The 26,032-nt window shown below is 65.7% G+C and carries 28 protein-coding genes; 12 read left to right on the top strand and 16 right to left on the bottom strand.

What is annotated here, in order from left to right; translation table 11 throughout:
* Nucleotides 1-23: 23 nt before the first annotated feature.
* Entirely contained in the window at nt 24-482 is a 459-nt protein-coding gene (locus tag ACFLEY_RS06580; RefSeq protein ID WP_011090228.1) for a nucleoside deaminase, read from the top strand.
* On the opposite strand, the gene ACFLEY_RS06575 is transcribed toward ACFLEY_RS06580, so the two are convergent.
* The 5 genes from ACFLEY_RS06575 to ACFLEY_RS06555 form a co-directional block, all read right to left on the bottom strand.
* Nucleotides 479-1,384: an alpha/beta fold hydrolase gene (locus tag ACFLEY_RS06575; RefSeq protein ID WP_211434294.1), complete on the bottom strand. Its 906-nt coding sequence runs from the start codon at nt 1,382-1,384 to the stop codon at nt 479-481. The two genes, ACFLEY_RS06580 and ACFLEY_RS06575, sit on opposite strands and share 4 nt — an antisense overlap.
* Nucleotides 1,385-1,573: 189 nt before the next feature.
* The gene (gene purD, locus ACFLEY_RS06570; RefSeq protein ID WP_060910429.1) at nt 1,574-2,857 is read right to left on the bottom strand and encodes a phosphoribosylamine--glycine ligase; all 1,284 of its coding nucleotides are present in this window, start codon (nt 2,855-2,857) and stop codon (nt 1,574-1,576) included.
* Between the two features lie 218 nt (nt 2,858-3,075).
* Nucleotides 3,076-3,375, bottom strand: coding sequence for a transcriptional regulator (locus ACFLEY_RS06565; RefSeq protein WP_060910428.1), 300 nt, complete (start codon nt 3,373-3,375; stop codon nt 3,076-3,078).
* A complete protein-coding gene (locus ACFLEY_RS06560; protein WP_060910427.1) occupies nt 3,375-3,929 on the bottom strand; it encodes a hypothetical protein in 555 nt (184 codons plus the stop codon). Before ACFLEY_RS06560 ends, ACFLEY_RS06565 begins: the two co-directional genes overlap by 1 nt.
* Nucleotides 3,930-4,173: 244 nt before the next feature.
* Nucleotides 4,174-5,184 carry an alpha/beta hydrolase gene (locus ACFLEY_RS06555; RefSeq protein ID WP_060910426.1) on the bottom strand — a complete coding sequence of 337 codons (1,011 nt, stop codon included), beginning with the start codon at nt 5,182-5,184 and terminating at the stop codon, nt 4,174-4,176.
* 137 nt (nt 5,185-5,321) lie between these two features.
* Here ACFLEY_RS06555 and xseA point away from each other — a divergent pair, with 137 nt between their 5' ends.
* Nucleotides 5,322-6,941: an exodeoxyribonuclease VII large subunit gene (xseA, locus tag ACFLEY_RS06550; protein ID WP_028174630.1), complete on the top strand. Its 1,620-nt coding sequence runs from the start codon at nt 5,322-5,324 to the stop codon at nt 6,939-6,941.
* Nucleotides 6,942-7,255: 314 nt separating this feature from the next.
* On the top strand, nt 7,256-7,483 hold the full coding sequence (locus ACFLEY_RS06545) for a DUF2093 domain-containing protein (protein WP_011090242.1): 228 nt from the start codon (nt 7,256-7,258) through the stop codon (nt 7,481-7,483).
* Nucleotides 7,484-7,499: 16 nt separating this feature from the next.
* Here the strand turns inward: ACFLEY_RS06545 and ACFLEY_RS06540 are convergent, their stop codons facing one another.
* Nucleotides 7,500-7,805 carry a hypothetical protein gene (locus ACFLEY_RS06540; protein WP_060910425.1) on the bottom strand — a complete coding sequence of 102 codons (306 nt, stop codon included), beginning with the start codon at nt 7,803-7,805 and terminating at the stop codon, nt 7,500-7,502.
* A 273-nt stretch (nt 7,806-8,078) separates the two neighbouring features.
* Between ACFLEY_RS06540 and ACFLEY_RS06535 the strand changes: the two genes are divergently transcribed.
* Nucleotides 8,079-9,143 carry an IS630-like element ISRj1 family transposase gene (locus tag ACFLEY_RS06535; protein ID WP_026192128.1) on the top strand — a complete coding sequence of 355 codons (1,065 nt, stop codon included), beginning with the start codon at nt 8,079-8,081 and terminating at the stop codon, nt 9,141-9,143.
* Nucleotides 9,144-9,700: 557 nt separating this feature from the next.
* Entirely contained in the window at nt 9,701-9,886 is a 186-nt protein-coding gene (locus ACFLEY_RS06530) for a hypothetical protein (RefSeq protein WP_028174626.1), read from the top strand.
* 385 nt (nt 9,887-10,271) lie between these two features.
* Here ACFLEY_RS06530 and ACFLEY_RS06525 read toward each other — a convergent pair whose 3' ends face one another.
* From ACFLEY_RS06525 to ACFLEY_RS06495, 7 genes are all read right to left on the bottom strand, one after another.
* The gene (locus tag ACFLEY_RS06525) at nt 10,272-10,607 is read right to left on the bottom strand and encodes a GYD domain-containing protein (RefSeq protein WP_060910422.1); all 336 of its coding nucleotides are present in this window, start codon (nt 10,605-10,607) and stop codon (nt 10,272-10,274) included.
* A 236-nt stretch (nt 10,608-10,843) separates the two neighbouring features.
* Nucleotides 10,844-11,860, bottom strand: coding sequence for a tetraacyldisaccharide 4'-kinase (gene lpxK, locus ACFLEY_RS06520; RefSeq protein ID WP_060910421.1), 1,017 nt, complete (start codon nt 11,858-11,860; stop codon nt 10,844-10,846).
* Nucleotides 11,853-13,199 carry a 3-deoxy-D-manno-octulosonic acid transferase gene (locus ACFLEY_RS06515; protein WP_082755944.1) on the bottom strand — a complete coding sequence of 449 codons (1,347 nt, stop codon included), beginning with the start codon at nt 13,197-13,199 and terminating at the stop codon, nt 11,853-11,855. The genes lpxK and ACFLEY_RS06515 overlap by 8 nt, the downstream gene beginning before the upstream one ends.
* Nucleotides 13,162-13,875: a lysophospholipid acyltransferase family protein gene (locus tag ACFLEY_RS06510; RefSeq protein WP_028174623.1), complete on the bottom strand. Its 714-nt coding sequence runs from the start codon at nt 13,873-13,875 to the stop codon at nt 13,162-13,164. Before ACFLEY_RS06510 ends, ACFLEY_RS06515 begins: the two co-directional genes overlap by 38 nt.
* Nucleotides 13,872-14,117: a DUF4170 domain-containing protein gene (locus tag ACFLEY_RS06505; protein ID WP_011090249.1), complete on the bottom strand. Its 246-nt coding sequence runs from the start codon at nt 14,115-14,117 to the stop codon at nt 13,872-13,874. Before ACFLEY_RS06505 ends, ACFLEY_RS06510 begins: the two co-directional genes overlap by 4 nt.
* A gap of 60 nt (nt 14,118-14,177) precedes the next feature.
* Entirely contained in the window at nt 14,178-14,996 is an 819-nt protein-coding gene (locus tag ACFLEY_RS06500; RefSeq protein ID WP_028174622.1) for a 3'(2'),5'-bisphosphate nucleotidase CysQ, read from the bottom strand.
* The gene (locus ACFLEY_RS06495) at nt 14,983-16,374 is read right to left on the bottom strand and encodes a TldD/PmbA family protein (RefSeq protein WP_060910420.1); all 1,392 of its coding nucleotides are present in this window, start codon (nt 16,372-16,374) and stop codon (nt 14,983-14,985) included. Before ACFLEY_RS06495 ends, ACFLEY_RS06500 begins: the two co-directional genes overlap by 14 nt.
* A 264-nt stretch (nt 16,375-16,638) precedes the next feature.
* On the opposite strand from ACFLEY_RS06495, the gene ACFLEY_RS06490 reads away from it, so the two are divergent.
* The gene (locus ACFLEY_RS06490; RefSeq protein WP_060910419.1) at nt 16,639-17,157 is read left to right on the top strand and encodes a DUF6101 family protein; all 519 of its coding nucleotides are present in this window, start codon (nt 16,639-16,641) and stop codon (nt 17,155-17,157) included.
* A 110-nt stretch (nt 17,158-17,267) separates the two neighbouring features.
* On the opposite strand, the gene ubiA is transcribed toward ACFLEY_RS06490, so the two are convergent.
* Together ubiA and ACFLEY_RS06480 are read right to left on the bottom strand one after the other, a co-directional pair.
* Nucleotides 17,268-18,200 (bottom strand): 4-hydroxybenzoate octaprenyltransferase, encoded by a 933-nt coding sequence (gene ubiA, locus ACFLEY_RS06485; RefSeq protein ID WP_028174620.1) that lies wholly within the window; start codon nt 18,198-18,200, stop codon nt 17,268-17,270.
* A complete protein-coding gene (locus tag ACFLEY_RS06480) occupies nt 18,197-18,856 on the bottom strand; it encodes a hypothetical protein (protein WP_011090254.1) in 660 nt (219 codons plus the stop codon). The genes ubiA and ACFLEY_RS06480 overlap by 4 nt, the downstream gene beginning before the upstream one ends.
* Nucleotides 18,857-19,064: 208 nt before the next feature.
* Between ACFLEY_RS06480 and ACFLEY_RS06475 the strand changes: the two genes are divergently transcribed.
* From ACFLEY_RS06475 to ACFLEY_RS06450, 6 genes are all read left to right on the top strand, one after another.
* The gene (locus ACFLEY_RS06475; protein ID WP_060912899.1) at nt 19,065-19,820 is read left to right on the top strand and encodes a 16S rRNA (uracil(1498)-N(3))-methyltransferase; all 756 of its coding nucleotides are present in this window, start codon (nt 19,065-19,067) and stop codon (nt 19,818-19,820) included.
* Between the two features lie 145 nt (nt 19,821-19,965).
* Nucleotides 19,966-21,117: an ATP phosphoribosyltransferase regulatory subunit gene (locus tag ACFLEY_RS06470; RefSeq protein WP_060910418.1), complete on the top strand. Its 1,152-nt coding sequence runs from the start codon at nt 19,966-19,968 to the stop codon at nt 21,115-21,117.
* A 3-nt stretch (nt 21,118-21,120) separates the two neighbouring features.
* Complete coding sequence (gene hisG, locus ACFLEY_RS06465; protein WP_060910417.1) at nt 21,121-22,098, top strand: ATP phosphoribosyltransferase; 978 nt, start codon at nt 21,121-21,123, stop codon at nt 22,096-22,098.
* A gap of 87 nt (nt 22,099-22,185) precedes the next feature.
* Nucleotides 22,186-23,232: a glycosyltransferase family 2 protein gene (locus tag ACFLEY_RS06460; RefSeq protein ID WP_011090258.1), complete on the top strand. Its 1,047-nt coding sequence runs from the start codon at nt 22,186-22,188 to the stop codon at nt 23,230-23,232.
* A complete protein-coding gene (locus ACFLEY_RS06455; protein WP_161536747.1) occupies nt 23,229-24,074 on the top strand; it encodes a ChbG/HpnK family deacetylase in 846 nt (281 codons plus the stop codon). The genes ACFLEY_RS06460 and ACFLEY_RS06455 overlap by 4 nt, the downstream gene beginning before the upstream one ends.
* Before the next feature lie 126 nt (nt 24,075-24,200).
* Nucleotides 24,201-25,037 carry a DUF2076 domain-containing protein gene (locus ACFLEY_RS06450; protein ID WP_060910416.1) on the top strand — a complete coding sequence of 279 codons (837 nt, stop codon included), beginning with the start codon at nt 24,201-24,203 and terminating at the stop codon, nt 25,035-25,037.
* Between the two features lie 70 nt (nt 25,038-25,107).
* Here the strand turns inward: ACFLEY_RS06450 and ACFLEY_RS06445 are convergent, their stop codons facing one another.
* The gene (locus ACFLEY_RS06445) at nt 25,108-25,917 is read right to left on the bottom strand and encodes a L,D-transpeptidase (protein ID WP_060910415.1); all 810 of its coding nucleotides are present in this window, start codon (nt 25,915-25,917) and stop codon (nt 25,108-25,110) included.
* Between the last annotated feature and the right edge of the window lie 115 nt (nt 25,918-26,032).

The following is a 26,032-nucleotide window of genomic DNA, read 5'->3' as shown; positions in this document are numbered from 1 at the left end:
GAGCTACTAGCAGGTTTCTGGCGATGATACGAGGCTTGAAAGCCCCCTCTTTCATGGATTTGGCGCTCAAAACGGCCGAAAATGCCGGAAAGGCGGGCGAAGTTCCGATCGGGTGCGTGGTGGTCCGCAATTACGAGGTCATCGCCACGGCCGCCAACCGGACGCTGACCGATTACGACCCCACGGCCCATGCCGAGATCGTTGCGCTGCGCGAGGCCGCGAAAAAGATCGGCAGCGAGCGCCTGGTCGACTGCGACCTCTACGTGACGCTGGAGCCCTGCACCATGTGTGCGGGCGCGATCTCTTTTGCAAGGGTCAGGCGACTCTATTACGGCGCCGCCGACCCCAAGGGCGGCGCGGTGGAATCCGGCGTGCGCTTCTTTGCCTCGCCGACCTGCCATCACGCGCCGGACGTCTATTCCGGGGTCGGCGAGAGCGAAGCGGCGCGGCTGCTCAAGGAGTTCTTCCGGGAGCGGCGCTAGCTGCCTGCGAAGAACTCGCGCAGCGCCTTTGCGGTGACGTCGGGGTTCTCCTCGGTGAGGAAGTGCCCCGAGTCCACCGGCATGCCGTCGACGTTCGTGGCCCATTGCTTCCACGTATCCAGCGGTGTCGCTGCGGCCTGCGCCACGCCGGCGTTGCCCCACAGCGCCAGCATGGGAATGGTGATCTTCTTGCCGGCCTCGAAATCGGCCTTGTCGAGGTCGTAGTCGAAATAGGCGCCGGCGCGGTAGTCCTCGCACATCGCGTGCACGCGGGCGGGATCGCGGAACGGGGCGATGTAGTGTTCGAGCGCGCGCTCGTCGATGGCCTCTAACGTCTTCGACTTGGTCTGGCTCGCCATCTTGAAGCGCAGGAAGAACTCGCCATTGCCCGAGATCAGCGTCTCCGGCAGCGGGGCGGGCTGTGCCAGGAAGGTCCAGTGATAGATCTTCAGCGCGTAGGCGCGGTTCATCCGCTCCCAGTAATTATAGGTCGGCAGGATATCGAGCACGGCAAGCTTCGACAGCCGGCCGGGATGGTCGAGCGCGAGGCGGTAGGAGACGCGGCCGCCGCGGTCGTGGCCGCCGAGCGCGAAGTGCACGTGGCCGAGGCGCTCCATCGCCTCCACCATGGCCTTCGCCATCGCGCGCTTGCTGTAGGGCATGTGCAGCGCGTCGCTCTCGGGCATGTCGGACCAGCCATAGCCCGGCAGGTCGGCGATAATCAGTGTGAACTTGTCGGCGAGCTCAGGCGCCACGCGGTGCCACATCACATGCGTCTCGGAGAAGCCGTGCAGCAGCAGGAGCGGCGGGCCCTTGCCGCCGACGCGGGCAAAGATGCGGCAGAGGGAGGTGTTGATCCACTCGGAGGCGAAGCCGGGATAGAGGTCGGCGAGATCGGACATCTTTCTGCATCCTTGTCTGGTCAGTCCTGGAGCTGCGCCCAACAAAAATGTCGAAAACAACCCCATGCACAGTAGCACGCGTCCTCGGCGAAGGGCGCTAAGCCCAACAGCCGACTACGCATTTTTGAAATGTCGATATGGCGGCGCGATGGCGCAAGGTTTTTTGCGCGCGCAGCGGAAAAACCGCTGTCAGCCCCTGGCCTTCTCCGCTTCCACCGCCTGCCAGCCGATGTCGCGGCGGCAGAAGCCTTCCGGCCAGTTGATGCGGTCGACGGCCTGATAGGCGCGGCCTTGCGCCTCCGTCACGGTCGCACCGAGCGCGCAGACATTGAGCACACGGCCGCCATTGGCGAGGATCGCGCCGTCCTTTGCGACCGTGCCGGCGTGGAAGATCTCGACGGTGTCGACCTTGGCGGCCTCCTCCAGCCCCTGGATGCGCGTGCCCTTCTGATAGTCGCCGGGATAGCCCTTCGCCGCCATCACCACGGTGAGCGCGGATTCCGGATACCAGCGCAGATCGAAATGCTTCAACTCCCCGTCGCAGGCGGCAATGAACGCCGGCACGATGTCCGACATCATGCGCAGCATCAGCACCTGGCACTCGGGATCGCCGAAGCGGACGTTGAACTCGAACAGCTTTGGCCCCTGCGTCGTCAGCATGATCCCGGCATAGAGCACGCCGCGGAACGGCGTGCCGCGCTGCTTCATGCCGGCGACCGTCGGCAGGATGATCTTCGCCATGATCGCGTCATGGATCGCCGGCGTCACCAGCGGCGTCGGCGAATAGGCGCCCATGCCGCCGGTGTTCGGGCCGACGTCATGATCGAACACGCGCTTGTGGTCCTGCGCGGAGGCCAGCGGAATGGCGGTCTCGCCGTCGCACAGCGCGAAGAAGCTGATCTCGCGCCCCGGCAGGAATTCCTCGATCACCACTTCGGCGCCGGCTTCGCCAAAGGCGCCCTCGAACATCATGGCGATGGCGTCCTCGGCCTCGCGCACGGTCTTGGCGACGACGACGCCCTTGCCGGCGGCAAGACCGTCGGCCTTCACCACGATCGGCGCGCCCTGGCTGAGGACATAGTCGCGCGCGTCCTTGGCGTTGGTGAAGCGCTTGTAGGCGCCGGTCGGAATGCCGAATTCGGTGCACAGCGCTTTCGTAAAACCCTTGGAGCTTTCGAGCTGGGCGGCCGCCCCGCTCGGCCCGAACGCCTTGATGCCGGCGGCGGTGAGGTCATCGACGATGCCGGCCGCCAGCGGCGTCTCCGGCCCGACCACCACCAGCTCGACCGCGTTCGTCTTGCAGAAGTCGATCACGGCGGCATGGTCGGCGACATCGAGCGCCACGCACTCCGCCTCCCGCGCGATTCCGGCATTGCCGGGCGCGCACCAGAATTTGGTCACCAGGGGGGAGGCTGCGATTTTCCATGCGAGGGCATGTTCGCGGCCGCCGGAACCAAGCAGGAGAATGTGCATCGAGGGCTCAGAATAAGGGGTTTGCTGGGGGCGGAGGTCGCACGAATCGCGGCGGGTCTCAAGGGGAAACGCCTCGCACTCCCCGTCATTCCGGGGCGCGGCGAAGCCGCGAGCCCGGAATCCATAACCACCATCGTGAGTATGGATTCCGGGCTCGCGCCAAGAGGCGCGCCCCGGAATGACGGTGGAGAGAGGAACGCCTCGAAATGACGGTGGGGCTAAACCTGCTTCCCCGCAATGATCTCCTGCAACGTCGCCACATGCCGCGCGAAGGCGCCGCGGCCGGTAGCGGTGGCGGTGACCGTGGTCTGCGGCTTCTTGCCGACGAAGGCCTTCTCCACGGACACATATCCGGCCTTCGCCAGCGTCTCGATATGCGCGCCGAGATTGCCGTCGGTGGCGCCGGTGAGCTTTTTCAGCCGCGCGAATTCGAGGCCAGCGGACACAGGCAGCGCATTCAGCGCCGCCATGATCTTGAGCCGCAACGGCTGGTGGATGATGTCGTCGAGCTCGGCCATCAGATCCGCCGCATCCAGAGGCCGCCGAGGATCAGCCCGCCGCCGTTGACGAAAGCCATCCAGAGCGGGAATGCCTCGCCGATGAAGAAGAAGCCGATCAATGTCAGCGCGGAGATGCCGAGACCGATCGCCATGAAGGCATAGCCGAACCAGAGTCCGGCCAGCGTATAGAACAGCATGAAATAGAGCGGCCAGAACGCACCCAGCTGGCGCGGGCCGAAATGGCCGATGACGTTGGTGCAGAGATAGCCGAAGGCGAAGAACAGCACGAACACCAGCAGCAGCCTGATGTCGAAGTCGGCGCCATGAGGGTGATGCGGTGGATTGAGCAGGCGCAGCGCAACCAGACCGCCGACACCGAGAACATCGACCGCGACCCAGGCATAGACCGCGTAGATCGGCCAGAGCCAGGTCACGAGATTGCCTGCGAACACCAATATGCCCCACCAGACGGCTGCATAGCTCGCCAGCTCGTAGAGCTGCGATTGCTTCACGCGCTGGACGATGTCGTCGATGTCGGCCAGCGCTGCGGACGCCTCCTTGCTGTCGATCATGTCGTCCCTTTCAGTCCCAGGGCTATCTCGTATGACGCTCGGTGACACCTGAGCGCACGCCTCGTCCTTCGAGACGACCGCTTCGCGGTCTCCTCAGGATGAGGCTCGGCTGCACCAGTCCCCGTTGAAGCGACCGCCGCAAACTCCGCCCTCATCCTGAGGGTCCGCCGCAGGCGGGCGTCTCGAAGGATGGCCGCGGGGAAGCCGCTCCCATATGCGCTTGCCTTGCCATCAGCGGATCGCATCATGACTGCCCCGCCCCGCGCGTTGCCACGTCCTCGGCGATTGCCGAGATCGCCTTCGGGCTGGTGACGATGCCCATGTGGTTGATGCCGTCGATGATCTTGACGTCGACCGACGGTTTGATCGCCTGCACCGCCTCCGCATATTTATCCGAGATCATCATCTCGTCCTCAGCACCGCCGAAGATCGTGACGGGGCGTGTCGTCGCCGCGAGATCGAGACGATAGCCGCGCGTCGCGAAATTGCGCATCAGGCGGTCGGAATAGGTGGAAACGAGATACTTCGCCGAATTCGCAGGCACGGCCAGAGCAAGCACCGGAAGCTGCGAGCAGCAGTCGATGCCGAGCTTGCGGAGGGCCGTGAGGCCGAGGAGACGGGGAACGTCGGCATTGGCCCACCCGCCGGAATGCGGCTTGTTGGTCGGCGCGTCATAGCCGAGATAGGGCGCGAGCAGCACGGTGCGCACGAACATGTCCTGCATGATCGGCGTCGCGGCAACGCGCAGCGAGAAGCCGGCGCCGGCGGAATGGCCGATCAGGGTCAGCGGCAAATCGGGCGCAGCCTTGCGGACATGCGCGACGAAATCGACCAGATCGTCCTCGAGCTGACCGACATAGCCGATATCGCCGCGCGTGCCCGAGGCGCCGTGGCCGCGCATGTCGAGCGCCCAGGTCTCGACGCCGCGCGAGGCGATCGCATGGGTCAGCGCGTGGTTGACGGTGCCGCTGGAGCCGGAAGAGCCGTGGATGAAGATCGCGCCACGGCCGCTCGCGGGTCCGTTCGGGACATAGTGGCGAAAGCCGAGCCAGGTGCCGTCACGGGCCTGAAAACGCTCGAGCGGCGGCATGGTCGAGAAGTCGACAAGCTTCACCGACTCCGAGACCGACCGCATCTCGGGCGGCCGCTCCGGGGGCGTTGCGATCATCGCGACCAGGATCAGCGCCACGGCACCGACTGCGCACAGGGCCCATTTCAGTCCGTTCAACACGCCGCGCAGCAGCCGGATCGCCATGGCTCAACTCCATTGAACTCAAAATCAATAGAGAACTCTATAATACAGAGTACTCTCCAGATCAGTCCCCGGATTGGCGCCGCGCGGCGAAAATCCTTAACGTCGGGTCTGACCCCAAAATGCCGAATCGTTTGCCGATGCCGCCCGCGGAACCCCTGCTCAACGCCCCCGAATTCACCGTCTCCGAGCTTTCACAGTCCCTGAAGCGGACGGTGGAGGATGCCTTTGGCCATGTCCGGGTCCGCGGCGAGATCTCGGGCTTTCGCGGCGCCCATTCCTCCGGCCACTGCTATTTCGCGCTGAAGGACGAGAGCGCCAAGATCGAGGCGGTGATCTGGAAGGGCGTGCACGGCCGGATGCGCTTCAAGCCCCAGGAGGGGCTCGAGGTCATCGCCACCGGCAAGCTCACGACCTATCCGGGCTCCTCGAAATACCAGATCGTGATCGAGGCGCTGGAGCCGGCCGGTATCGGCGCGCTGATGGCGCTGATGGAGGAGCGCAAGAAGAAGCTCGCCGCCGAGGGCCTGTTCGACGAGGCGCGCAAGCAGCTGCTGCCCTGGCTGCCGGAGGTGATCGGCGTCGTGACCTCGCCGACCGGCGCCGTCATCCGCGACATCCTGCACCGGCTGGAGGACCGCTTCCCCCGCCATGTGCTGGTGTGGCCGGTCAAGGTGCAGGGCGAAGGCTCGGCCGAGCAGGTTGCGGCCGCGATCCGCGGCTTCAACGCGCTGCCGGAGGGCGGCAAGATTCCGCGCCCTGATGTGCTGATCGTCGCGCGCGGCGGCGGCTCGCTGGAGGATCTCTGGTCGTTCAACGAGGAGATCGTGGTGCGGGCCGCAGCCGAGAGCATGATCCCGCTGATCTCCGCCGTGGGCCACGAGACCGACATCACGCTGATCGATTTCGTCGCCGACAAGCGCGCGCCGACGCCGACGGCGGCGGCCGAGATGGCCGTCCCCGTGCGCAGCGATCTGTTCGTCGAAGTCGCCGATCTCGCACGGCGCACCCGCGCTTATTGGCAACGCGCCCACGAAAGCCGCCGCAGCGAATTGCGTGCGGCTGCGCGTGCGCTGCCGGCGGCCGGAGATCTGCTGGCGATCCCGCGGCAGCGGCTGGATTCGGCGGGCGCCGCCCTGCCCCGCGGTTTGAAAGCCAACACGCATGCGCATTTCCGCAGGTTTACTGCTGCGGGCGCAAAGCTGACGCTGCGCGTGCTGCACGGGCAGATCTCGCAGGCCGACCACCGGCTCACCGTGTGCGGCGAGCGGCTCGGCCTGTCCGCGCGCTCGCTGCTGCGGCAGCGGCGCGACCGCTTTGCCGGTCTCGAGGTGCGGCTGCGTGCCTCAAAACTCTCCAACGCGCAGGCGCAGCGCAATGCGATTGCCCGCCAGCGCGAGCGCACGCATCGCCTGGCCGAGCGTGCCAACCGTGCGCTGGTGACGCTGCTGCAACGGCTCGATGCGCGCGTCGAGGCCAGCGGCAAGCTGCTCTCGGCGCTGTCCTATCGCGGCGTGCTCGCGCGCGGCTTTGCGCTGGTGCGGGACGAGGCCGGCCATCCCCTGCATTCGGCCGACAGCGTCGGTCCCGGCGCACGCGTCGAGATCGAGTTCGCGGACGGACGTGTCGGCGCGACAACGGATGCGGATCGTCCGGCGCCTCCTGCCAAGCGCGCACAGCAACCGAAGCCGGCCGCGCAGGAGACCAAACCCGCGCCGAAGCGCGTCGGCAAGCCGGTGGATCAGGGCAGTTTGTTCTGAGTTGGCGGCTCACTCTCCGTGTCGTCCCGGCGAAAGCCAGGACCCAGCAGGCGCAGCGCGCGCGGCCGACATCAGCAGCATCAGGAACAGGGCGGTCAATCGAAGGCGCATCGGGTTCTGCCGTATCAGGTGCCGGCCGCTTGCGCCGGGACGATCCTTCGCCCGAAGCACTATCATGCGAAAACGGCGGCAAAACATCACAAACCGGTGGGTTTACCGGGCGGACAGGCCGCCCTATCTATGCTACATCCCGTCCAACACATCGTGCCCTCCAGGGTTTTTTACGGAGAGGCCTTCCACGGAGACTTTCGACCGTGCTGAACAAGTTCGGCTCTTCCGGCAATGGCGAAGCGCAGGTGCAATATCTCGATGGCGATTTCCGCGTGATCTCGCCGGGGACCTATGTGCGCTGCGCGATCACCGACACGCGGATCCCGCTCGACGAATTGAAGTACTGGAGCGTGGACCTTCAAGAAGCCTACGCCACGCCGGCCGCGGTGCTGCAGCGGCATTTCCCCGGCGCGCCGAAGCCGCAGCCGTGAGGCCGCGCCTGCGCTGCTATTGCTGCTCAGTGGCATCCCCGCCCACGCAGGTCTTGATGAAGGTCTTCCTGGGCTCGCCGACGACCTTCTGATCGATCGCCTGCTTGAGGCAATCGACCCGCGCCTGCGCCATGCAGAGTTGCATCTGGTCGCGCTTGTCCTGTCCCTTCAGGTTTTGCGTCGTGCCGAGACACGTCACGCGCTTGGTCGCGGGAACCGGCACCGTGCCGATCGAAGCGGCGGGCGGCGTCGTTTGTGCAAACACGGGCGCAATGATCAGACACACAAGGCTGGCGGCGACAGTCGCGGACGGCAATTTCATCGAATTCTCCCGATCGGTCCCGGACCGATAGGCGTTTTGCGATGAATGTCGCGTGAATGGCGGGCTGCCGTAGGGTGGGCAAAGCGAAAGCGTGCCCACCATCACTTCGTCGCGGGCGTGTGCTCAGGCTTGGTGAGATTGTGTTACGTTGGGGGCAGGACAGTTTGGGAGCTCGAATGGGACGCCCGAATGCATTCGACGGGATGATGCACGAATTCTGTGCGAACCTAGTACCCACTTTTCTTGGAACGTGAGTCGTGATTCAAGGTCGGGATGATACCCGAAGCAAGAGAAGTCCACCTTTCGAGGAAAGATCGCAAGGTGCTTGAGGCGTGCTGTCGCTCACCGGTGACGTTGCAGCGCGATTTGAAGCGGGCGCGGATAGTTCTGTTGGCGGCGGATGGGCGCAGCACCCGGTCGATCGCCAAGGAAGTTGGGGTCCAGCCGCGGATTGTCAGCCTTTGGCGGCATCGCTATGCCGACCATGGCCTTGAAGGGCTGCAAGACAAGCCGCGGCCTGGCAAGCAGCCGATCTATACGAAGACGACCGACAAGCGGATTCTGAAGCTGCTGGATAAGCCGCCACCGCAAGGGTTTGCGCGCTGGACCGGCCCCCTGCTGGCCGAGGCGCTGGGCGATGTCGATGTCCAATATGTCTGGCGGTTCCTGCGCAGCCACAAGATTGACCTGGTGGCTCGCAAGTCCTGGTGCGAGAGCAACGACCCGAACTTTACGGCCAAAGCCGCCGATGTTGTCGGCCTCTATGTCGCGCCGCCGGCGAAGGCCATTGTGCTGTGCGTGGACGAGAAGCCCTCGATCCAGGCTTTGGAGCGAGCGCAGGGTTATCTGAAGTTGCCCAATGGCCGCGCCTTGACCGGCCAAAGCCACGATTACAAGCGGCATGGCACCACAACATTGTTTGCGGCGCTCGAAGTCGCCACCGGAAAGATCATCGCGACCCATTCAAAACGCCGGCGCCGCGTCGAGTTTCTCGATTTCATGAACAGCGTCACCGCGGCTTTTCCGAACCGCAAGCTTCACGTCATCCTCGACAACCTCAACACCCATAAAAAGAACGAGGACTGGCTCAAGGCCCACCCCAACGTGCAATTTCATTTCACGCCGACAAGTGCGTCATGGCTCAATCAGGTCGAAGTATGGTTTTCCATCTTGCAGGGGCAGTCGCTCAGCGGCACCTCCTTCACGAGCCTCAAGCAGCTTCAGGAACACATCGATGCCTACGTCAACGCATACAACGACAGAGCCGAGCCCTTCGTCTGGACCAAGAAAAAGGTCCGTCAACGCCGTTTCAAAGGCCGCCGTATCACTCAGCTCTGATTCCGGGTACTAGGTTGGTGTGGCGGCGTCGAGGATCGCACGCCGCTGCACGTGCTTCCGAGCGCAGCCAACTGAAGACTGTCTCCGTGAAGCACATCGGAACGGACGTCGTCGATGCGAGCAAGCTTCGCTCCGGGCATCACGGCGTGTAAATTGCGCCGCGCTATTCCAGCCACCGCGGCAGGGGCAGCGCACCTCAACTGCGGGTCTCACAGCCAAAATGATCTCCGTCGTGCCGATCTGCGTTGCATCGAACAGTGCTTGCACTCCTTGGTGAGTCATTTCGCGCTGTGGTTGGATTCTTTGGTGCGACTTGGCGCCCTTAAGTTGTTTGACGAAGTCTTGGTGAAACAGAGGGCTGCTATAGTGCGTGTTAGGTAACTGGCCCTGCTCTTTTTATCGCGCAGACAATCAAGTCAACCAAACGGCCATCGAGCTTTGGAATTGGCGCAGTCTGTGAACGGGCTCATATCGAAGAGCCATCTGGCGGGTTACGATCACCTCGAAAATTTGCGGTGAAATATTTGTAAATCGAAAGTCAAACGATGGGGGGGATCATGCCCACCATACTGGACCTGCTCTATCGTGAATATTGCCGCGCCCGCCTCGCTGAAATGCGGAAACAGCTGCTGATCGCAGCTGAACGCTCTGAAGCTCTCGAAGCGCATTATCATCCTGCGGACCAGGGTGACGATGAGAGGACGGACGTACAACGCAAGACCGGTCGCGGCGTGCCGACTTGAAGCGGCACCAAGACCGGCGATCTCTCCCGCGTAGTAGTGACCAAGCAATTGGCAGCAGTTTGGGAGCAAGCAATGAATACACCCGAATGCTATACTGTCATGGTGGCCTGCGCCTCGTGCCTGACCATCATCGGAATGATAGCCGTTGGAGCCTGGTGAGGGGGCCTGACCGCTGAGCCGGGATTGCACGCCGTTAGCGGGCCCGCTGCCAAGCACGTTCAGTCGGACCTAGGACGCCGGACGCAGCACGCGCCGTCCCGCATCGTCCGTCAATGGACGCCGCAAGGCCTTCGCCGCGCCTCAGCGTGCAGACCTGCTTCTTGCTGTGAGGAAAGCGTTGCCGCCGCTTGATGCGATTGCGGCGGCATCGCTCGAGATCCGGATATCAGCCTCCGGGCGGAGTATACGAAGAACGCAGCTTCGCCGCGTTCTGGCGGACCTGCTTGATCTCGTCCTGCGTGAACAGCCGGGTCAGCTTCACGTTCTGCAGGGTGCCCGCCGTGACGGTCAGGCCGGAAATCGCCGGAGCCGCACTCGGATCAGGCACATCGAAAATCACCAGAACGCCTGGACCGTCGGCCGCAACGCTGTACATCGAAATCAGCTTGCCGCCGGCCGCTTCGATGAGCTTCCTCGCCGCCTCATGGCGATTGGTCGTGGGGTTTTCCAAAATGGCGTTGAGAGCGCGTGGTGTGTATTGTCCAGTGAGGCAAAAATGCATGGCATGTTCTCCTCTGAGCTTTTGGCAATAACTCTCCCGGCCGTTCCGAACTTATCGGTACGGTCTCGCATCTGAAATGATGAAGGTACGTTGCCCGCCGTGGGCATAAACGCCGCCGATAATTGCCGGGAGTTCGGCACGTCCCGGTGACGGCTCTCATCGAAGGCTACATCAACTCCCGAACCTGCGGAAGAGAATTCATCCGCCGCGACATGTCGCCCCGGTGTCGCACGCGATCAACGCCTGCCGAACCGCCGCTCGCGCGCCTTGTAGAGATGATCGCTGATCAATTGCCGCAACTTTGCCGGGTCATCGAATTCGAGCTGCACCGCGAACGGCACGATGCCGTTGGGCACGCCCTCGCTGCCGCGCAGGCGCGCGAGATCCTTTTCCGTAGTCACAAGCGTCAGCTGCTCGCGCTGTGCTTCCGCCGCGAGCGCGGCGATCTCCTCGGGCGAGAACATGTGGTGATCGTCGAAGCGACGCGTGCGCGCGACATCGATGCCGCTGGCGCGCAGGGTGCGGAAGAAGCGTTCGGGATCGCCAACGCCGGCGAACGCGAAAACCCGTTTGCCGAACAGCTGCGCGACCGAGGCTGCATCCGGCTTCAGGCGCGCGCGCAGCTCCGGCTTGTTGCGCTTGGCAAGCTCGGCGGCGACGTCGTTGGCGGCGCGGCCGTCGCCGATCAGCACCAGCGCGTCGGTACGCGCGAGCTGGGCCTTCAGCGGCGCGCGCAGGGGACCGGCCGGAAACACCTTGCCGTTGCCGATGCCGCGCTCGCCGTCGATCACGATCAGCGAGGCATCCTTGAGCAGACGCGGGTTCTGGAAGCCGTCGTCCATCAGGATCACGGTTGCGCCTTGTGATTTGGCGAGCGCGACGCCGTCGAGGCGGTCGCGCGCGACGACGACCGGGACGTCGCGCGCCATCATCAGCGGCTCGTCGCCGACATCGGCTGCGATGTGACGCGCGCCGTCGACCATCACCGGGCCCTGCAGGCGCCCGCCATAGCCGCGGCTGAGCACGACAGGCGTCTCGCCGAGCTCACGCAGGAGCTTCGTCAGCGCCAGCACGGTCGGCGTCTTGCCGGCGCCGCCGACATGGTAGTTGCCGACGCAGATCACGGGGATGCCGGCGTCGAATCCCTGGAGCGCCATGCGACGCGCCGTGATCGCGCCGTAGAGCGCGCCCAGGGGACGGAGGATTTGGGACTCTGGGGAACGCGGCCGGTACCAGAAGGCCGGCTCACGCATTGGCGGCTCCCATCTCGATCCGCAATTGCAGCAGATACGGCTCGAGCGCGGTCATGGTGCGCTCCAGCGCGCCGCCGAGCTGCTCGACCACGCTGCTGCCTGCGTGCTGTATCTTGTCGCGCACGGCGGGATCGGCCAGGAGCTGGCCGAGCTGCTTGACCAGGATCTCCTGCGTGTCGGCCTGGCGCGCGCCGCCGCTCGCATCGAGCGCTTCGTAGACGTCGGCGAAATTGAAGACGTGCGGACCATGGACGATCGCCGCACCGAGCTTGATCGCTTCGATCGGATTCTGGCCGCCATGGCGGATCAGCGACCCGCCCATGAACACGATCGGCGAGAGCCGGTAGAACAGGCCGAGCTCGCCCATGGTGTCGGCGACATAGACATCGGTCGCGGCCGTCGGCAGCTCCTCGCGCGAGCGCAGCGCCGGCTTCAGGCCCGACGCGGTGATCAGGCCAGCGATCGAGGAGCCGCGATCGGGATGCCGTGGCACGATCACGGTCAGAAGCTGCGGGAAGAAACCGACGAGGCTGCGATGCGCCGCCACCAGCATCTCGTCCTCGCCCGGATGGGTCGAGGCCGCGACGATGATCGGACGCCCGCGCGTCATCGCCATCAGCCGTTCGAGCTTGGCGGGATCGGCCGGCGGCGCCGGCACGTCGAGCTTGAGATTGCCGGTGGTGAGGACGTCGCGGCCGCCGAGCGCGGAGAAGCGTTCGGCGTCAAGCTTGGACTGCGCCAGGCAGATGTCGAACCGCGACAGCAGCGCCGAGATCGTACCGTACATGCGTCGCCAGCGCGGGAAGGAGCGCGGCGACATCCGACCGTTGATCAGCACCATCGGCACCCGCCGCGTTGCGCCCGCCAGGATCAGGTTCGGCCACAGATCGGATTCGATGAACAGCGCCAGCGACGGCTTCCAGTGGTCGAGGAAGCGCGCGACATAGCGCGGGGAATCATACGGCACGTATTGATGGATGACGTCGGGTGGAAAGCGTTTTGCGACGACGGCGGCCGAGGTGACGGTGCCTGATGTAAGCAGGATGCGCAAATTGAGATCGCGCAGCCGCCCGATCAGCGCCGCCGCGGCCAGAACCTCGCCGACGCTGGCGCCGTGGATCCAGACCAGCGGACCATGCGGCCGCACATCCCGGGACAGGCCGCGCCGCTCGCCGACACGCGCGGGGTCTTCCTTGCCCTGCTTCAGCCGCCGCTTGATCAGCGCAGGCGCGAGCGGCACCAGGCCGGAAGCCAGGCGCTGGTACATCCGCAGCGTCATCGGCAGCGCTCTGGGCAGCGAATTAGGCATCTTGCGGCCCCGGGCGGCCGAGCTGCGCATAGGCGCGCCGGGTCGCCTCGTTCAACGTCTCCTCCAGCTCCAGCCGCAACGCTTCCATCATGGCGGCGTCGGCGTCCGGCGGAACGTGGATTTCCTTGATGCCGACCAATGCACCCCGCCCGAACGGCAGGTTGATGGTGGTGCGGTCCCAGTTCTTGAGCCGGATGAAACGGCTGGTCGCCATCGCGAAAGGCATGATCGGCCGCCCCGATTCCCGTGCCAGCATGATGATGCCGAGCCCGGCCACGCGCGCGCGCTTGGGGACATCGGCGGTCAGCGCGACATTACAACCGTCCTGCAGCGTCCGCACCATCTCCTTGAAGGCGCCGACGCCACCTTTACGGTGGAAGGCACTGCCATGATCCCCGGAACCGCGGATGAGGCCGATGCCGAGCCGCTCCACCGCGATGGCGTTGAACTCGCCGTCGCGGTGCCGGGAGATCAGGACCTTGGCCCGGTAGGAGTCCTTGTTCTTGATGAACGGGGTGAGGAAATGCTGGCCGTGCCAGAAGGCGAAGATCGCCGGGATCTGCGGCTCGACGATGTCATAGACGTCGGGCGGATCGAACGTGAATTTGTTGGTCCGCCAGACCAGACGCAGATATTCGGCCGCCAGGACCCCGACGGCACGCTGAAACCAGCTGCTTCGCAGCGTATTGCGAAGCAGCTTTTTCAACGCGCCTTCGTTTCTTGATTCGGGTCGAGCAGCCGGTGGAGATGGACGATGAAGTAGCGCATCTGCGCATTGTCGACCGTGCTCTGCGCCTTGGCGCGCCAGGCGACGTGGGCGGACGCATAGTTCGGGTAGAGGCCGACGATCTCGACGTCGTCGAGGTTCTTGAAGGTGTTGTGCTCGAGATCGAGCAGTTCGCCTCCGATGACGAGATGAAGCAGTTGTTGCGGGGCACTATCTGGCATGGGTTCTCTTCCTAACGGGCTGCCCGGCAAAGCAGTGTTCGACAAGCACAGCGAAAGCGCTCAGGGCAAGGGACGATTTCGAAAATGCGCGACAATGCTCGCATGACGATCGCGACCCGCTGCCACCAGCACCCCGTGCGCCACTTCCCGGCGGTTATAGAGGATGGGATCTCCGGAGAGGTCGCTCATCCTACCATCCGCTTCCTGCACGATCAAATCGGCCGCCGCAAGATCCCAATCATGGCTGTTGCCGCCCGCAAAAGCCGCATCCAGCGCGCCATGGGCGACCCGGCAGAGCCGGAGCGCGAGCGAGCCGATTCGCGGGTGCAGCTTGATGTCGCCGCCGGCGGTATTGAGACGCTCGACCATCGGCTTGGGGCCGGCCATGCGGGAGAAATCGAGCGTGGACCCGGGCGTCGCCCGCACCGGCTTGTCGTTGAGCAGCGTACCCTGGCCGCGGGCCGCGAAGAAGAACTCGCCGCTGGCCGGCGCGAACACCGCGGCCAGCAGCGGCGCGGCGTCCTCTACCAACGCCACGCTGACGCACCATTCGTCGTGGCCGCCGAGATAGTTGCGCGTGCCGTCGATCGGATCGACCACCCAGACCAGCCGCCGCGACAGCCGCGTGGAATCGTCGGCGCTCTCCTCCGACAGCCAGCCATAGTCGGGCGTGGCACTGCGCAGGCGCGCTTCGAGCAGGTCGTTGACGGCGATGTCGGCTTCCGACACCGGCGAGGACGCGCCCTTGGTCCATGTCTTCAGCTCGGTGCGGAACATCGACTGCGCGAGCGCGCCCGCTTCCCGTACCGTGTCTTTCAGCAGCGCCGCGTCGCGCGTCAGGATCGTCGCGTCGAGCGAGTTCGCGTCAGCGTCCGCCAAGCGTCAAACCCTCGATGCGCACCGTCGGCGCATTGATGCCGTAGCGGAATTCGAGATTGTTGGCGGGCTGCATCGACTTGAAGATCTCGAACAGGTGGCCTGCGATCGTCACCTCGCTGACGGGATAGGTGATCTCGCCGTTCTCGATCCAGAAGCCGGAGGCGCCGCGGCTGTAATCGCCGGTGACGCCGTTGACGCCGGAGCCGATCAGGTCGGTGACGTAGAAACCCTGCTTGATGTCGGCGATCAGCTCGGCCGGCGTCGGCGTGCCGGCTTCGAGATGCAGATTGTACGGACCGGGCGAGGGCGAGGACGAGACGCCGCGATGGGCGTGGCCGGTGGTGGCAAGGCCGAGCTCCCGCGCGGTGGCGCAGTCGAGCAGCCAGGTCGTCAACACGCCCTCGTCGATCAGCGCGATCTTCTTCACCGCGACGCCCTCGGCATCGAAGGTCTGCGAGCGCAGGCCGCGCTTGCGCAGGGGATCGTCGATGATGCGGATGTTCTTGGCGAACAGCTGCTGGCCGAGCTTGTCCTTCAGGAAGCTGGTCTTGCGCGCGATCAAGGCGCCGTTGATGGCGCCGACGACATGGCCGACCAGCGAGCCCGCAACGCGCGGATCGAACACGACCGGCACCTTGCAGGTCTCGACCTTGCGCGGATTGTAGCGCGCTACGGTGCGCTCGCCGGCGGAGCGGCCGACGATCTCCGGCGACAGCAGGTCGGAGCCATGCGGCGCCGAGGTGAAGTCGTAGTCGCGCTCCATGCCGGTGCCTTCGCCGGCGATTGCGGTGGCCGAGATGCCCTGGCTCGAGCGCAGGTAAGAACCGTGGAAGCCGGTCGAGGTGACGAGCACCATGCCGCCCATGCCGGCGGAGGCCGAGGCGCCGCCGGACTTGGTCACGCCCTTCACCGCGAGCGCCGCGGCCTCGGCTTCGAGCGCGCGGCGCTCGAGCTCCGAGGTTGCCGGAATATTCGGATCGAGCAGATCGAGATCGGGGAAATCGCGCGCGAGCAGCGCGGGATCGGCGAGGCCGACATATTTGTCGTCGGGTGCGACCTTCGCCATTGCGACAGCGCGTTCGGCGAGCTTGGTCACGGCATCGCCGCTGACGTCGTTGGTCGAGACCACCGCCTGGCGCTGGCCGACCAGCACGCGCAGGCCGACATCGTCGCCCTCGGACCGCTCGGATTCCTCGACACGGCCGTCGCGCACCTCGACGCCTTGCGAGACGCCGCGCACTGCGACCGCATCGGCCGCATCCGCGCCGGCGCGCCTGGCCGCCTCGACCAGCCGCTGCGCGAGATCGGACAGCGCGGACTGATCGAACAGGTCGCGATTGGCTTTGGGCGAAAGCGTCGAGCTTGGTGAAGGGTTCACAAACGAAATCCTGTTGGGGCGGGGTTCGGGACCGGAACCCACAGATGTGCCCTGATAGCGCGGACTTCAAGCATTTTCAGTCCGCTAAAAGCTCAGATTCGCGACTTCGGCGCAACGTCTCGTCAATCATGCGCGCCAAGGTCTTGTCAATCATGAGCCGCGGTGACGCTGGGTTAACCAGCCTTTTTAAGCGGTTTCGGAAGCCGCCGCGCTAAGGTCCTCGCATCGACCGGGAACATAATCCTGGCGGGGAGAACTAAAGCCGTGAGGCGTCAAACAGCAACAAGCGGGATCGCTCCCGCCGGGTCGAGCCGCTCTCTGCGGCTCGACCCTCTTTCCCTTCCGGTCCGCTTCGATGCGCATGATCCGCGCGCCGACGGATACACAAGGCAGATCGAGCTTCATCGCGAACGTGTCGTGCTGCGCCGTGCCGTCCGCGGCATGCGGATGGCGATCAACGTGCGCGTGAGCGACTTCTCCGGCGTCGCGCTGCGCGGCAACGACGCGGCGCAGGCCCTCGTCCTCGTCCATCGCGATCCCTCGCTCTCCGTTCCGCTGCTGGTCGGCGCCGACGGCGACGAGCTCACCGAGGCCTGGGCGGTCTGGAGCGAGATCTTCGCGCTTCCGCAACTCGACGAAGGCGCGCGCAAGCCCGCACCGCGCCGCCGCCGCGCCAACGCGATCCGCGCCCGCCGTCCGAAATTCCTGATGCGCCGGCGCGCCGCCATGGCGCGCGAGCTGTCGGTTCATCACGGCGAGCGCGAGATCATCGCGAGGAACTAAAGGTGCCGTAGGGTGGGCAAAGCGAAAGCGTGCCCACCTATTTCCATCTCAATCTCGGCAAGATGGTGGGCACGGCGCAAGAGCGCCTTTGCCCACCCCACGCATTTGCGTCACGCCGCGCGCATCACCGCGTCCGCGAGCAATCCCGCAAACAACAGCAGGCCCGCATCCCGGTTCGACTTGAACAGGCGCAGGCAAAGCGCGGGATCGTCGATCCTCAAGCGCACGATCTGCGAGGCCAGATGCGCGGCGAAAGCGGCAAGCCCGAGCCAGGCGGGCCAGCGCACATCGCCTGACGCCAGCGCGACGCCGATCAGCACCACCGCAAGCCCATAGAACAGGATCAGCGCCTGGTGCGTGTGCGCGCCGAACAGGCGCGCGGTGGACTTGATGCCGATCAGCGCGTCGTCCTCGGCATCCTGATGCGCATAGATCGTGTCATAGCCGATCACCCAGGCGATCGATCCGCCATACAGCACGAGCGCGGTGACGTCGATGCGGCCGAAGGTGACGGCAAAACCCATCAAGGCGCCCCAGGAGAAGGCGAGGCCGAGCACGATCTGCGGCCACCAGGTGATGCGCTTCATGAAGGGGTAGATCGCGACGATCAGAAGCGAGGCGATGCCGGTCAGGACCGCGAAGCGATTGAATTGCAGGAGCACCACGAGACCGATCAGGGCCTGCGCGACCATGAAGGCCAGCGCCTGCTTCGTGGTCACCTGCCCCGACGGCAGCGGCCGCGAGCGGGTGCGCTCGACCTTGTCGTCGAGATCGCGGTCGGTGATGTCGTTCCAGGTGCAGCCTGCTCCGCGCATGACGAAGGCGCCGATGAAGAACAGGACGATGGTGAGCGGCAGTCGGCCGGAATCGTGCGCGATGCCGGCGGCGAGCGCCGCCGACCACCAGCATGGCATCAGGAGAAGCCAGGAGCCGATCGGACGATCGAAGCGGGACAATCGCAAATAGGGCCGCGCCCATGGCGGCGCGAGCGTATCGACCCAGTTGCCGGTGGAGTCGGCAACGCGGGCGGATGTGTCGCTCATCGCGTGAGGACGTTGCCGTTGAGCGTGTCGAAGGTGCTGCCGCCCTTCTTGCCGGCATTGGCTTCAGGTGCCGAGCCCGAACCCAGCACCTCGCTCAGCGACGGGCCGGCCGGACCGCGCGGCTGGTTCTGCATCTGCTGCGCGACGTTGCAGACCTTCGTGGTCATGGCCTCGGTGTTCTTGTGGCCGTCCTTCATCTGCGCGCCGACCTGCGGCGGGATTCCGCATTTTGCAGCGTTGGTCTCGACGTACTTGATCATCTTCATTTCAGCCTGGCCGAAATTGCGGATCAGCTTGCAGGCCTCGTCCGGCGGCGCGTGGCGGTCGCTCGCGGCCTTAATCGCCTTGCCGCGCTTCTCGGCCTCCTCGCGCAGGGGAATGAAGGCCTTCATGCAGTCCTCACCCGGGGCTTGCGTCGGCGGGGCCGCGCTGAAAGCGCCGGCGCCGCCGACCGGCGCGGCGCCGTTCACCGGAAACGAGGATTGCGGCGCCGTGCCGACGGAGGCTGTCGGCGCCGAGCCGTTCACGGGCGGAAACGCCGAGCTGCTCGCGGCCTGGTTTGGCAGCGGCGCCGGGAAGGCGCTTTGCGCATAGGCGCCCACGGCCCCCATGGTGATCATGGCGGCGGTGATCGGAACCATCAAATGACGGATCATCAAGGCAGTCTCTCCGGCAGGAGCTTACGGGGTTCGGCGTCTTCCCAATTGAAGCGCAACCAGCGTGTTCGCGTTTTTACGATTCCCGCCGGCCCTTAACAACCCGTCGAATAGGGCAAGAGCGCGGCGCGCCGACGCACCGGTTCGGCAATATTTCCCCCGAAATGGCGGCTTTCGGTTAATAACGGCGGCAAATCGGACCTGAATGATGCCTTCCCACGATTTCCGCGCCCCCCGCCTGTTCGTCGATGCCCCCCTGGCCCAGGATGCCAGGGTCCCGCTCGACCGCGACCAAAGCAATTATCTCGGCAATGTGCTGCGGCTTGCCGCGGGGGCCGAGGTCCTGGCCTTCAACGGCCGCGACGGCGAGTGGCAGGCCGCGATCGAAGGCCGCAAACGGCCGGACGGCCTCGTCATCCTCCAGCAGACCCGGCCGCAGGACCGGCTGGCCGACCTCACTTACGTCTTCGCCCCGCTCAAGCACGCCCGGCTCGATTACATGGTCCAGAAGGCCATCGAGATGGGTGCCGCCAGCCTGCAACCGGTCCTGACCCGGTTCACCCAGGCCTCCCGGGTCAACACCGAGCGGATGCGTGCCAACGTGGTCGAGGCCGCCGAGCAATGCGGCATCCTGAGCATCGCGACCGTGGCCGAGCCGGTGCCGCTGGAGCGCTTCCTCAGCCAGCGCGCCGCGGGTCGCCTGCTCATCTTCTGCGACGAGGCCGCGGAGGTCGAAAACCCCGTTCAGAGCCTGCAAGCCGCGCGCGAGGCGGGACAAGGTATCGACGTGCTGATCGGCCCCGAAGGCGGCTTTGCCGAGGAAGAGCGGGCGCTGCTGCTGCGACAGCCGAAGATCCTGCGGCTCGCCCTGGGTCCCCGGATCATGCGGGCCGACACCGCCGCGGTGGCTGCGCTGGCGCTGGTGCAGACGGTGCTGGGCGATTGGGGCGGCAAGACTCCCTGATGCTGCGCATTGGCCGGCCGTTAAGCGATTGATCCTTTGGAGGTCGAAACCGCTTTCCGGCCATGCTAAGGGCTGCGCCAACTGGCTTGCCTCCACTTGCCTCCCCTTGCCCTGCCCGGTTCCACCGGGACGATGGACCCCTGAGATGACCGCGACTGCCACCTCAAATGCTGCCGGCTCCGCCGCCTGGGCGGATACGCTGCTCTTGTCGTTCGCGCAGGCCGGCTATGCAAGGGCCGAGCCGGCGATCCTGCAACCGGCCGAGCCGTTCCTGGACCTTTCCGGCGAGGATATCCGCAAGAGCCTGTATCTGACCACGGACCTCACCGGCGAGGAGCTCTGCCTGCGCCCGGACCTGACCATACCGGTGGCGCGCGACTACCTCGCCTCCAGCCGCGCCGGCCAACCGGCCGGGTTCAGCTATCTCGGTCCGGTGTTCCGCTACCGCAGCGGCCAGGCCAGCGAGTTTCTTCAGGCCGGCATCGAATCGTTCGGCCGCCAGGACCGCGCCGCGGCCGATGCCGAGATGCTGGCGCTGGCGCTGGAGGCGACGGGCGCCTTCGCCGTCCGCGACGTCGAGATCCGCACCGGCGACGTGGCGCTGTTCAACGCGCTGCTCGACGCGCTCAACCTCTATCCGGTCTGGCGGCGCCGCCTGGTCAAGGACTTCAACCGCAAGATCAGCCTGGAGCAGGATCTGGAACGGCTGGCGGCCGCGACGACCGCCACCCGCAGCGAATATGAGGGCGTGCTGGCGGCGCTGGCCGGCTCCGACCGCAAGGCGGCGCTCGCCTTCGTCACCGATTTGATGTCGATCGCCGGGACCACCAATGTCGGCGGCCGCACCACCGCCGAGATCGCCGACCGCTTCCTCGAGCAATCGACGCTGAAGGGCGGCGCGCTGCCCCGCGAGGCGATCACCGTGCTCAAGCGCTTCCTGTCGATCGCAGGCAATCCCGACGACGCCGTCGCCGAGCTGCGTGCGCTCACCACCGACGCGAGGCTCGACCTCACGGCTGCGATCGATCAGTTCGAGAGCCGGGTCGGCTTCATGGCTGCGCGCGGCATCGACGTGAAGCAGACGCGCTTTTCGACCGCGTTCGGACGCGGGCTCGACTATTACACGGGCTTCGAATTCGAGCTGCATCACAGGGGTAATGGCGCCGAGCCGCTGGTCGCCGGCGGACGCTATGACGGGCTGATGACCCAGCTTGGTTCAGCCGAGCCGATCGCCGCTGTCGGTTTCTCGGTCTGGGTGGACGCGCTGACCCGGATCGGCCGCAAGGTGGGAGCCTAAGTCATGAGCGCGCCATTCGTTCTGGCCGTTCCCTCCAAGGGCCGCCTCCAGGAAAACACCGAAGCCTTTTTCGCCCGCGCGGGCCTCAAGCTGTCGAAGGCCGGCGGCGCACGCGACTATCGCGGCACCATCGCAGGGCTAGACAATGTCGAGGTCGCCTATCTGTCGGCGAGTGAGATCGCCGCGCAGCTGTCGCGCGGCTTCGCCCATCTCGGCGTCACCGGCGAGGACCTGGTGCGCGAGAACATCGCGGACGCGGACAAGCGCGTGTCCCTGATCGAAGGCCTCGGCTTCGGCTATGCCGACGTCGTCGTCGCGGTGCCGCAGGCCTGGATCGACGTCCGCACCATGGCCGACCTCGACGACGTCACCACCGGCTTCCGCGAGCAGCATCACATGCGGATGCGGGTCGCGACCAAGTTCGTCAATCTCACCCGCGCGTTCTTCCAGAACCACGGCATCACCGATTACCGCATCGTTGAAAGCGCAGGCGCGACCGAAGGCGCGCCGGCAGCCGGCAGCGCCGAGCTGATCGTCGACATCACGACGACCGGCGCGACCCTCGCCGCCAACGGCTTGCGGGTGCTCGACGACGGCATGATCCTGCGCAGCCAGGCCAATCTGGTCGCCTCCAGGGATGCCGACTGGTCGCCGCAGGCGCGGGAGACCGCGCGCGTCATCCTCGACCACATCGCGGCGCGGGCGCGGGCCAACAAATACCGCGAGGTCCGGACCCGATTCCGGCAGTGCGACGCCGCCCTGCTCGGCGAGGCCCACAGCCGGTTCGGCGTGGAGGCCCCGTTCGGCGGGCCGACCTCGTCGGGCATGCTGACGCTGCACTGCCCGCCGGGGCAGCTCTATGCGCTCGCGAGCTTCCTGCGCGAGCATGGCGCCGAGACCGTCTCGGTGGTTTCGCTCGACTACGTGTTCGACCGGGAGAACCCGCTGTTCGCCAAGCTCGAGGCGTTCCTGCGGCGGTGAGCCTCAGGTCCGTTCAGCGTAGCGACAGCAAACGGCAGCTACCATATGCTGTTGAGATGACCTTGAACGCCTCTGGAACCTTGATCGATGACGCTGGGCTCTGATGTTTCCGGCCTGACGACCACCGCGGCCAACGCCGCCGCGAAGGGACTGTCGATTGTCGTCCCCGTCTACAACGAGGCGGCGGGGCTTGCCGCCCTGCACCAGCGCATCTGCGATCTCGCAAAGACCCTGCGGCAGCGCCATCGCCTCGCTTGCGAGGTGGTCTATGTCGACGACGGCAGCGCGGACGCGACGCTGTCGATCGCGCGCAGCCTGCCGGCCGACGCGATCGACGTCCAGGTGGTCTCGCTGTCGCGCAATTTCGGCAAGGAGGCGGCGCTGATGGCCGGCCTCGACCATGCCCGCCTCGGCGCCGTGATGTTCATGGACGGCGACGGCCAGCATCCGCCGGCTCTCGTCGAGCAGCTCGTGGGACACTGGATCGATGACGGCTACGACGTCGTCTATACCGCCAAGGCGCATCGCGACAACGAAACCTTCCTGCGACGGCTCGCCGTGCATGGCTTCTACGCCCTGATCAACTGGGGCGCCCGCCAGAAGATTCCGGAAGACGCCGGCGATTTCCGCCTGCTTTCGCCGCGCGCGGTCACGGCGCTTCGGCAACTGCCGGAGCGCAACCGCTTCTTCAAGGGCCTGGCAAGCTGGATCGGCTTCCGCCAGATCCGCGTCGACTACGAGCCGTCGCCGCGCGCCCATGGCGTCACCACCTTCAACGCCGCGCGCCTGCTCGGCCTGTCGATCGAAGGCCTGACCTCGTTCTCGGTGGCACCACTGCGTTTCGCCAGCCTGCTCGGCGTCGTGCTCGCCGGCATCGCCTTCCTGTTCGGCCTCTCCATTCTCTGGGAGGTCTTCACCACCGGCAAGCAGGTCCCCGGCTATCCCTCGCTCGTGGTCGGCCTGATGACCATCGGCGGCGTGCAGCTCATCATGATCGGCATCGTCGGCGAATATATCGGCAAGATCCTCTCCGAGCTGAAGGCGCGCCCGATCTACTTCGTCGCCGAGCACAGCGAGAAGCATTTCGAGGCCGACAAGGCCGACGACGCCGCGAAGAGGACGGCGGCCGAATGAGCGCGGCGGCGGCGCCGCGGCGGATCTGGCTCTGCGCCGACGATTACGGCATCAGCCCTGGCGTCAATCGCGCCATCCGAGACCTGATCGAGCGCGGCCGCCTCAACGCCACCTCGGTGATGATGGTCGGCCCCGCGATCGCTCGCGGCGAGATCGAGGCGCTTGAGGCCGCGGCGAAGACGAGCCCGCGCTGCGCGATCGGATTGCACGTGACGCTGTCCGCGCCGTTCCGGCCGCTCACCATGCATTTCCGCCCGCTCGACGGCGACATGTTCATGCCGTTTCCGAAGCTCTTGCGCGCGGGTGTCTTGCGGCGGCTCGACCGCGAATTCTTTCGCAATGAGGTGAAGGCGCAGCTCGTGGCCTTCGCAGAGGCTTTCGGCCGCGCGCCAGACTTCGTCGACGGCCATCAGCATGTGCAGCTCTATCCGCAGGTGCGCGACGGCTTTATCGACGCGGTCAGCGAAACCGCGCCGAACGCCTGGGTGCGCCAGGGCGGCCGCGACCTGCCGCTGAAGCAGCGGCTGGCCTCGCCAAAAGCCATGGTGCTCGACATCCTCAGCGCGCAATTCCGCCGCCGCGCCGGCCGCGCCGGCCTCGGTTTCAATCCCGGCTTTGCCGGCGCCTATGATTTCACGCGCGCGGCCGATTTCGGCGCGCTGATGCGGCAATTCCTGGAAGGCCTCCCCGATGGCGGCCTCGTGATGTGCCATCCCGGCTTCGTCGACGACGTCCTTGCCGCGCTTGATCCGATGACCGACGTGCGCGAACGCGAGCATGCCTATCTTGGGGGCGATGAATTCGTACGGCTGCTGGAGCAGACCAACGCGACACTGGGGTGAATGGCGGCGAAAGCCGGCCGACGAGGCAGCTTGTCGCATACCGAAATTTAATATGGCCGGCACTGTTGGGGCCACAATGGAACCCTACATCTCCTGCGCGCTTGGTTTGCGCGAGGGAGATTGATCATGACGCCGCAGGAACGCCAGCTCGTCGACGAGCTTTTTGACCGGCTTTCAAAACTGGAAAATGCACCGCGCGATCCCGACGCGATCGCCGCGATCTCCGACGGCCTGCGCAAGGCGCCCGGCGCCGTCTACGCGCTGGTGCAGACCACCTTGTTGCAGGACGAAGCGCTCAAGCGCGCCCATAACCGCATCCAGGAACTGGAAGCGGCGCAGGCGCCCGAGCCGGCCCAGTCCGGCGGCTTCCTGGATACCATGCGCGACACGCTGTTCGGTGGAGGACCCTCGCGCGGCTCGGTTCCGAACGTGCCGCCGCGTGACGCACGGCCGGTGTGGAACAGCGGCCAGGCGATGCAACAGGCGCAACCGGGTTACGGCCAGCCGCCTTACGGGCAGGCTTACGGCCAAGGCCCAGGTCAAGGCCCCGGTCAGGGCTATGGCGCCCCGCCGGTCGGCGGTGGCGGCGGCTCGTTCCTCGGTACGGCCGCGGCGGCCGCGGCCGGCGTCGTCGGCGGCTCACTGCTGCTCTCCAGCATCCGCGGCATGATGGGCGGATCGCACCAGCAGGCCTTCGGCGACACCAACGCCCTGGGCGACCGCAGCGCTGGTGGAAGTCCCTGGGGCGGCAGCGATCAGTCCGGCGGCTCGCTCGCGCGCGATGCCGGCCTCGACGACATCGGATCGAACCGCGACCGTGGCGGCGATTCCCGCCAAGGCTTTGTCGACCAGGCTTCGAACGACGACCAGAATTACAACGACCAGAACGACAATGACGACAACGTAGACCTGGCCGACGACAGCGATTTCGGCGGCGACGATGGCGGCAGCGATTATGCGTAAGGCCGCTCGATAGCGCGCAAACAAAAACGGCCGCCGATGGGGCGGCCGTTTTCATTTCGGGGCTCGGACCTCACATCACCACGACCCTGGTGCCGACATTGACGCGGCCGTAGAGGTCGATGACATCCTCGTTGCGCATGCGGATGCAGCCGGACGAGACGTTGGTGCCGATGGTCCAGGGCTCGTTGGAGCCATGGATGCGGTAGAGCGTGGAGCCGAGATACATCGCGCGCGCGCCGAGCGGGTTTTCCGGACCGCCTTCCATGTGCCTGGGCAGGTCGGGGCGGCGCGCGATCATCTCCGCCGGCGGGGTCCAGTCCGGCCATTCGCGCTTGGCCGTGATCGCCTTGACGCCGGACCAGGTGAAGCCGGGACGGCCGACGCCGATGCCGTAGCGCATCGCCCGGCCGTTGCCCTCGACGAGATAGAGGAACTTGTTCGGCGTATCGACCACGATCGTGCCGGCACTTTCCTTGCCGCTATAGTCAACGAGTTGTTTCTCGAACTTCGGATCGAATTGACGCTGGCGCGGATCGACCGCCTCCTGCTGGAGACCTGCGCCTTGCTGATATCCACCCAGCATCTGCGGCTCGCCCATCGGCGGCAGGCGGCGCGGATCGTTGTAGCCCGGCTGCTGCTGATACACCGGCGGCGCGAAGGCCGGACCGCGGCCGGGCCCATCGCCGAACAGGAACTCGATGAAGCCGCCGCCCATGTTCGCGTTGGAGGCGACGCGCACTGGCGCCGGCGGCACTTGCGGCTGATAAAGCACCGCGGGCGGATCGTTCGGAACGGTATTGTCGAAGGCGCGGGCGCTGGTTGCGCCGGCAACGAGGGTGTAAGCGCTGCCGAGCAGCGCGACAGACATTTTCTTGAACATCGACGTACTCTGTACTGTTTCGTCTAGATCACATGCGTCGTGCAGAGCTGATGGCTGATCGGCGTCCGCGACGTGGTCAATAAAGAGCAAAAGGCGTTTCGTTTGGTAAACGGAA

Origin of the sequence: Bradyrhizobium sp. YCK136 (assembly GCF_044570075.1) — a bacterium.
Taxonomy (GTDB): domain Bacteria; phylum Pseudomonadota; class Alphaproteobacteria; order Rhizobiales; family Xanthobacteraceae; genus Bradyrhizobium; species Bradyrhizobium diazoefficiens.
The sequence above is the reverse complement of the archived record's forward strand: the minus strand, read 5'-3'. Positions and strand labels throughout refer to the sequence as shown.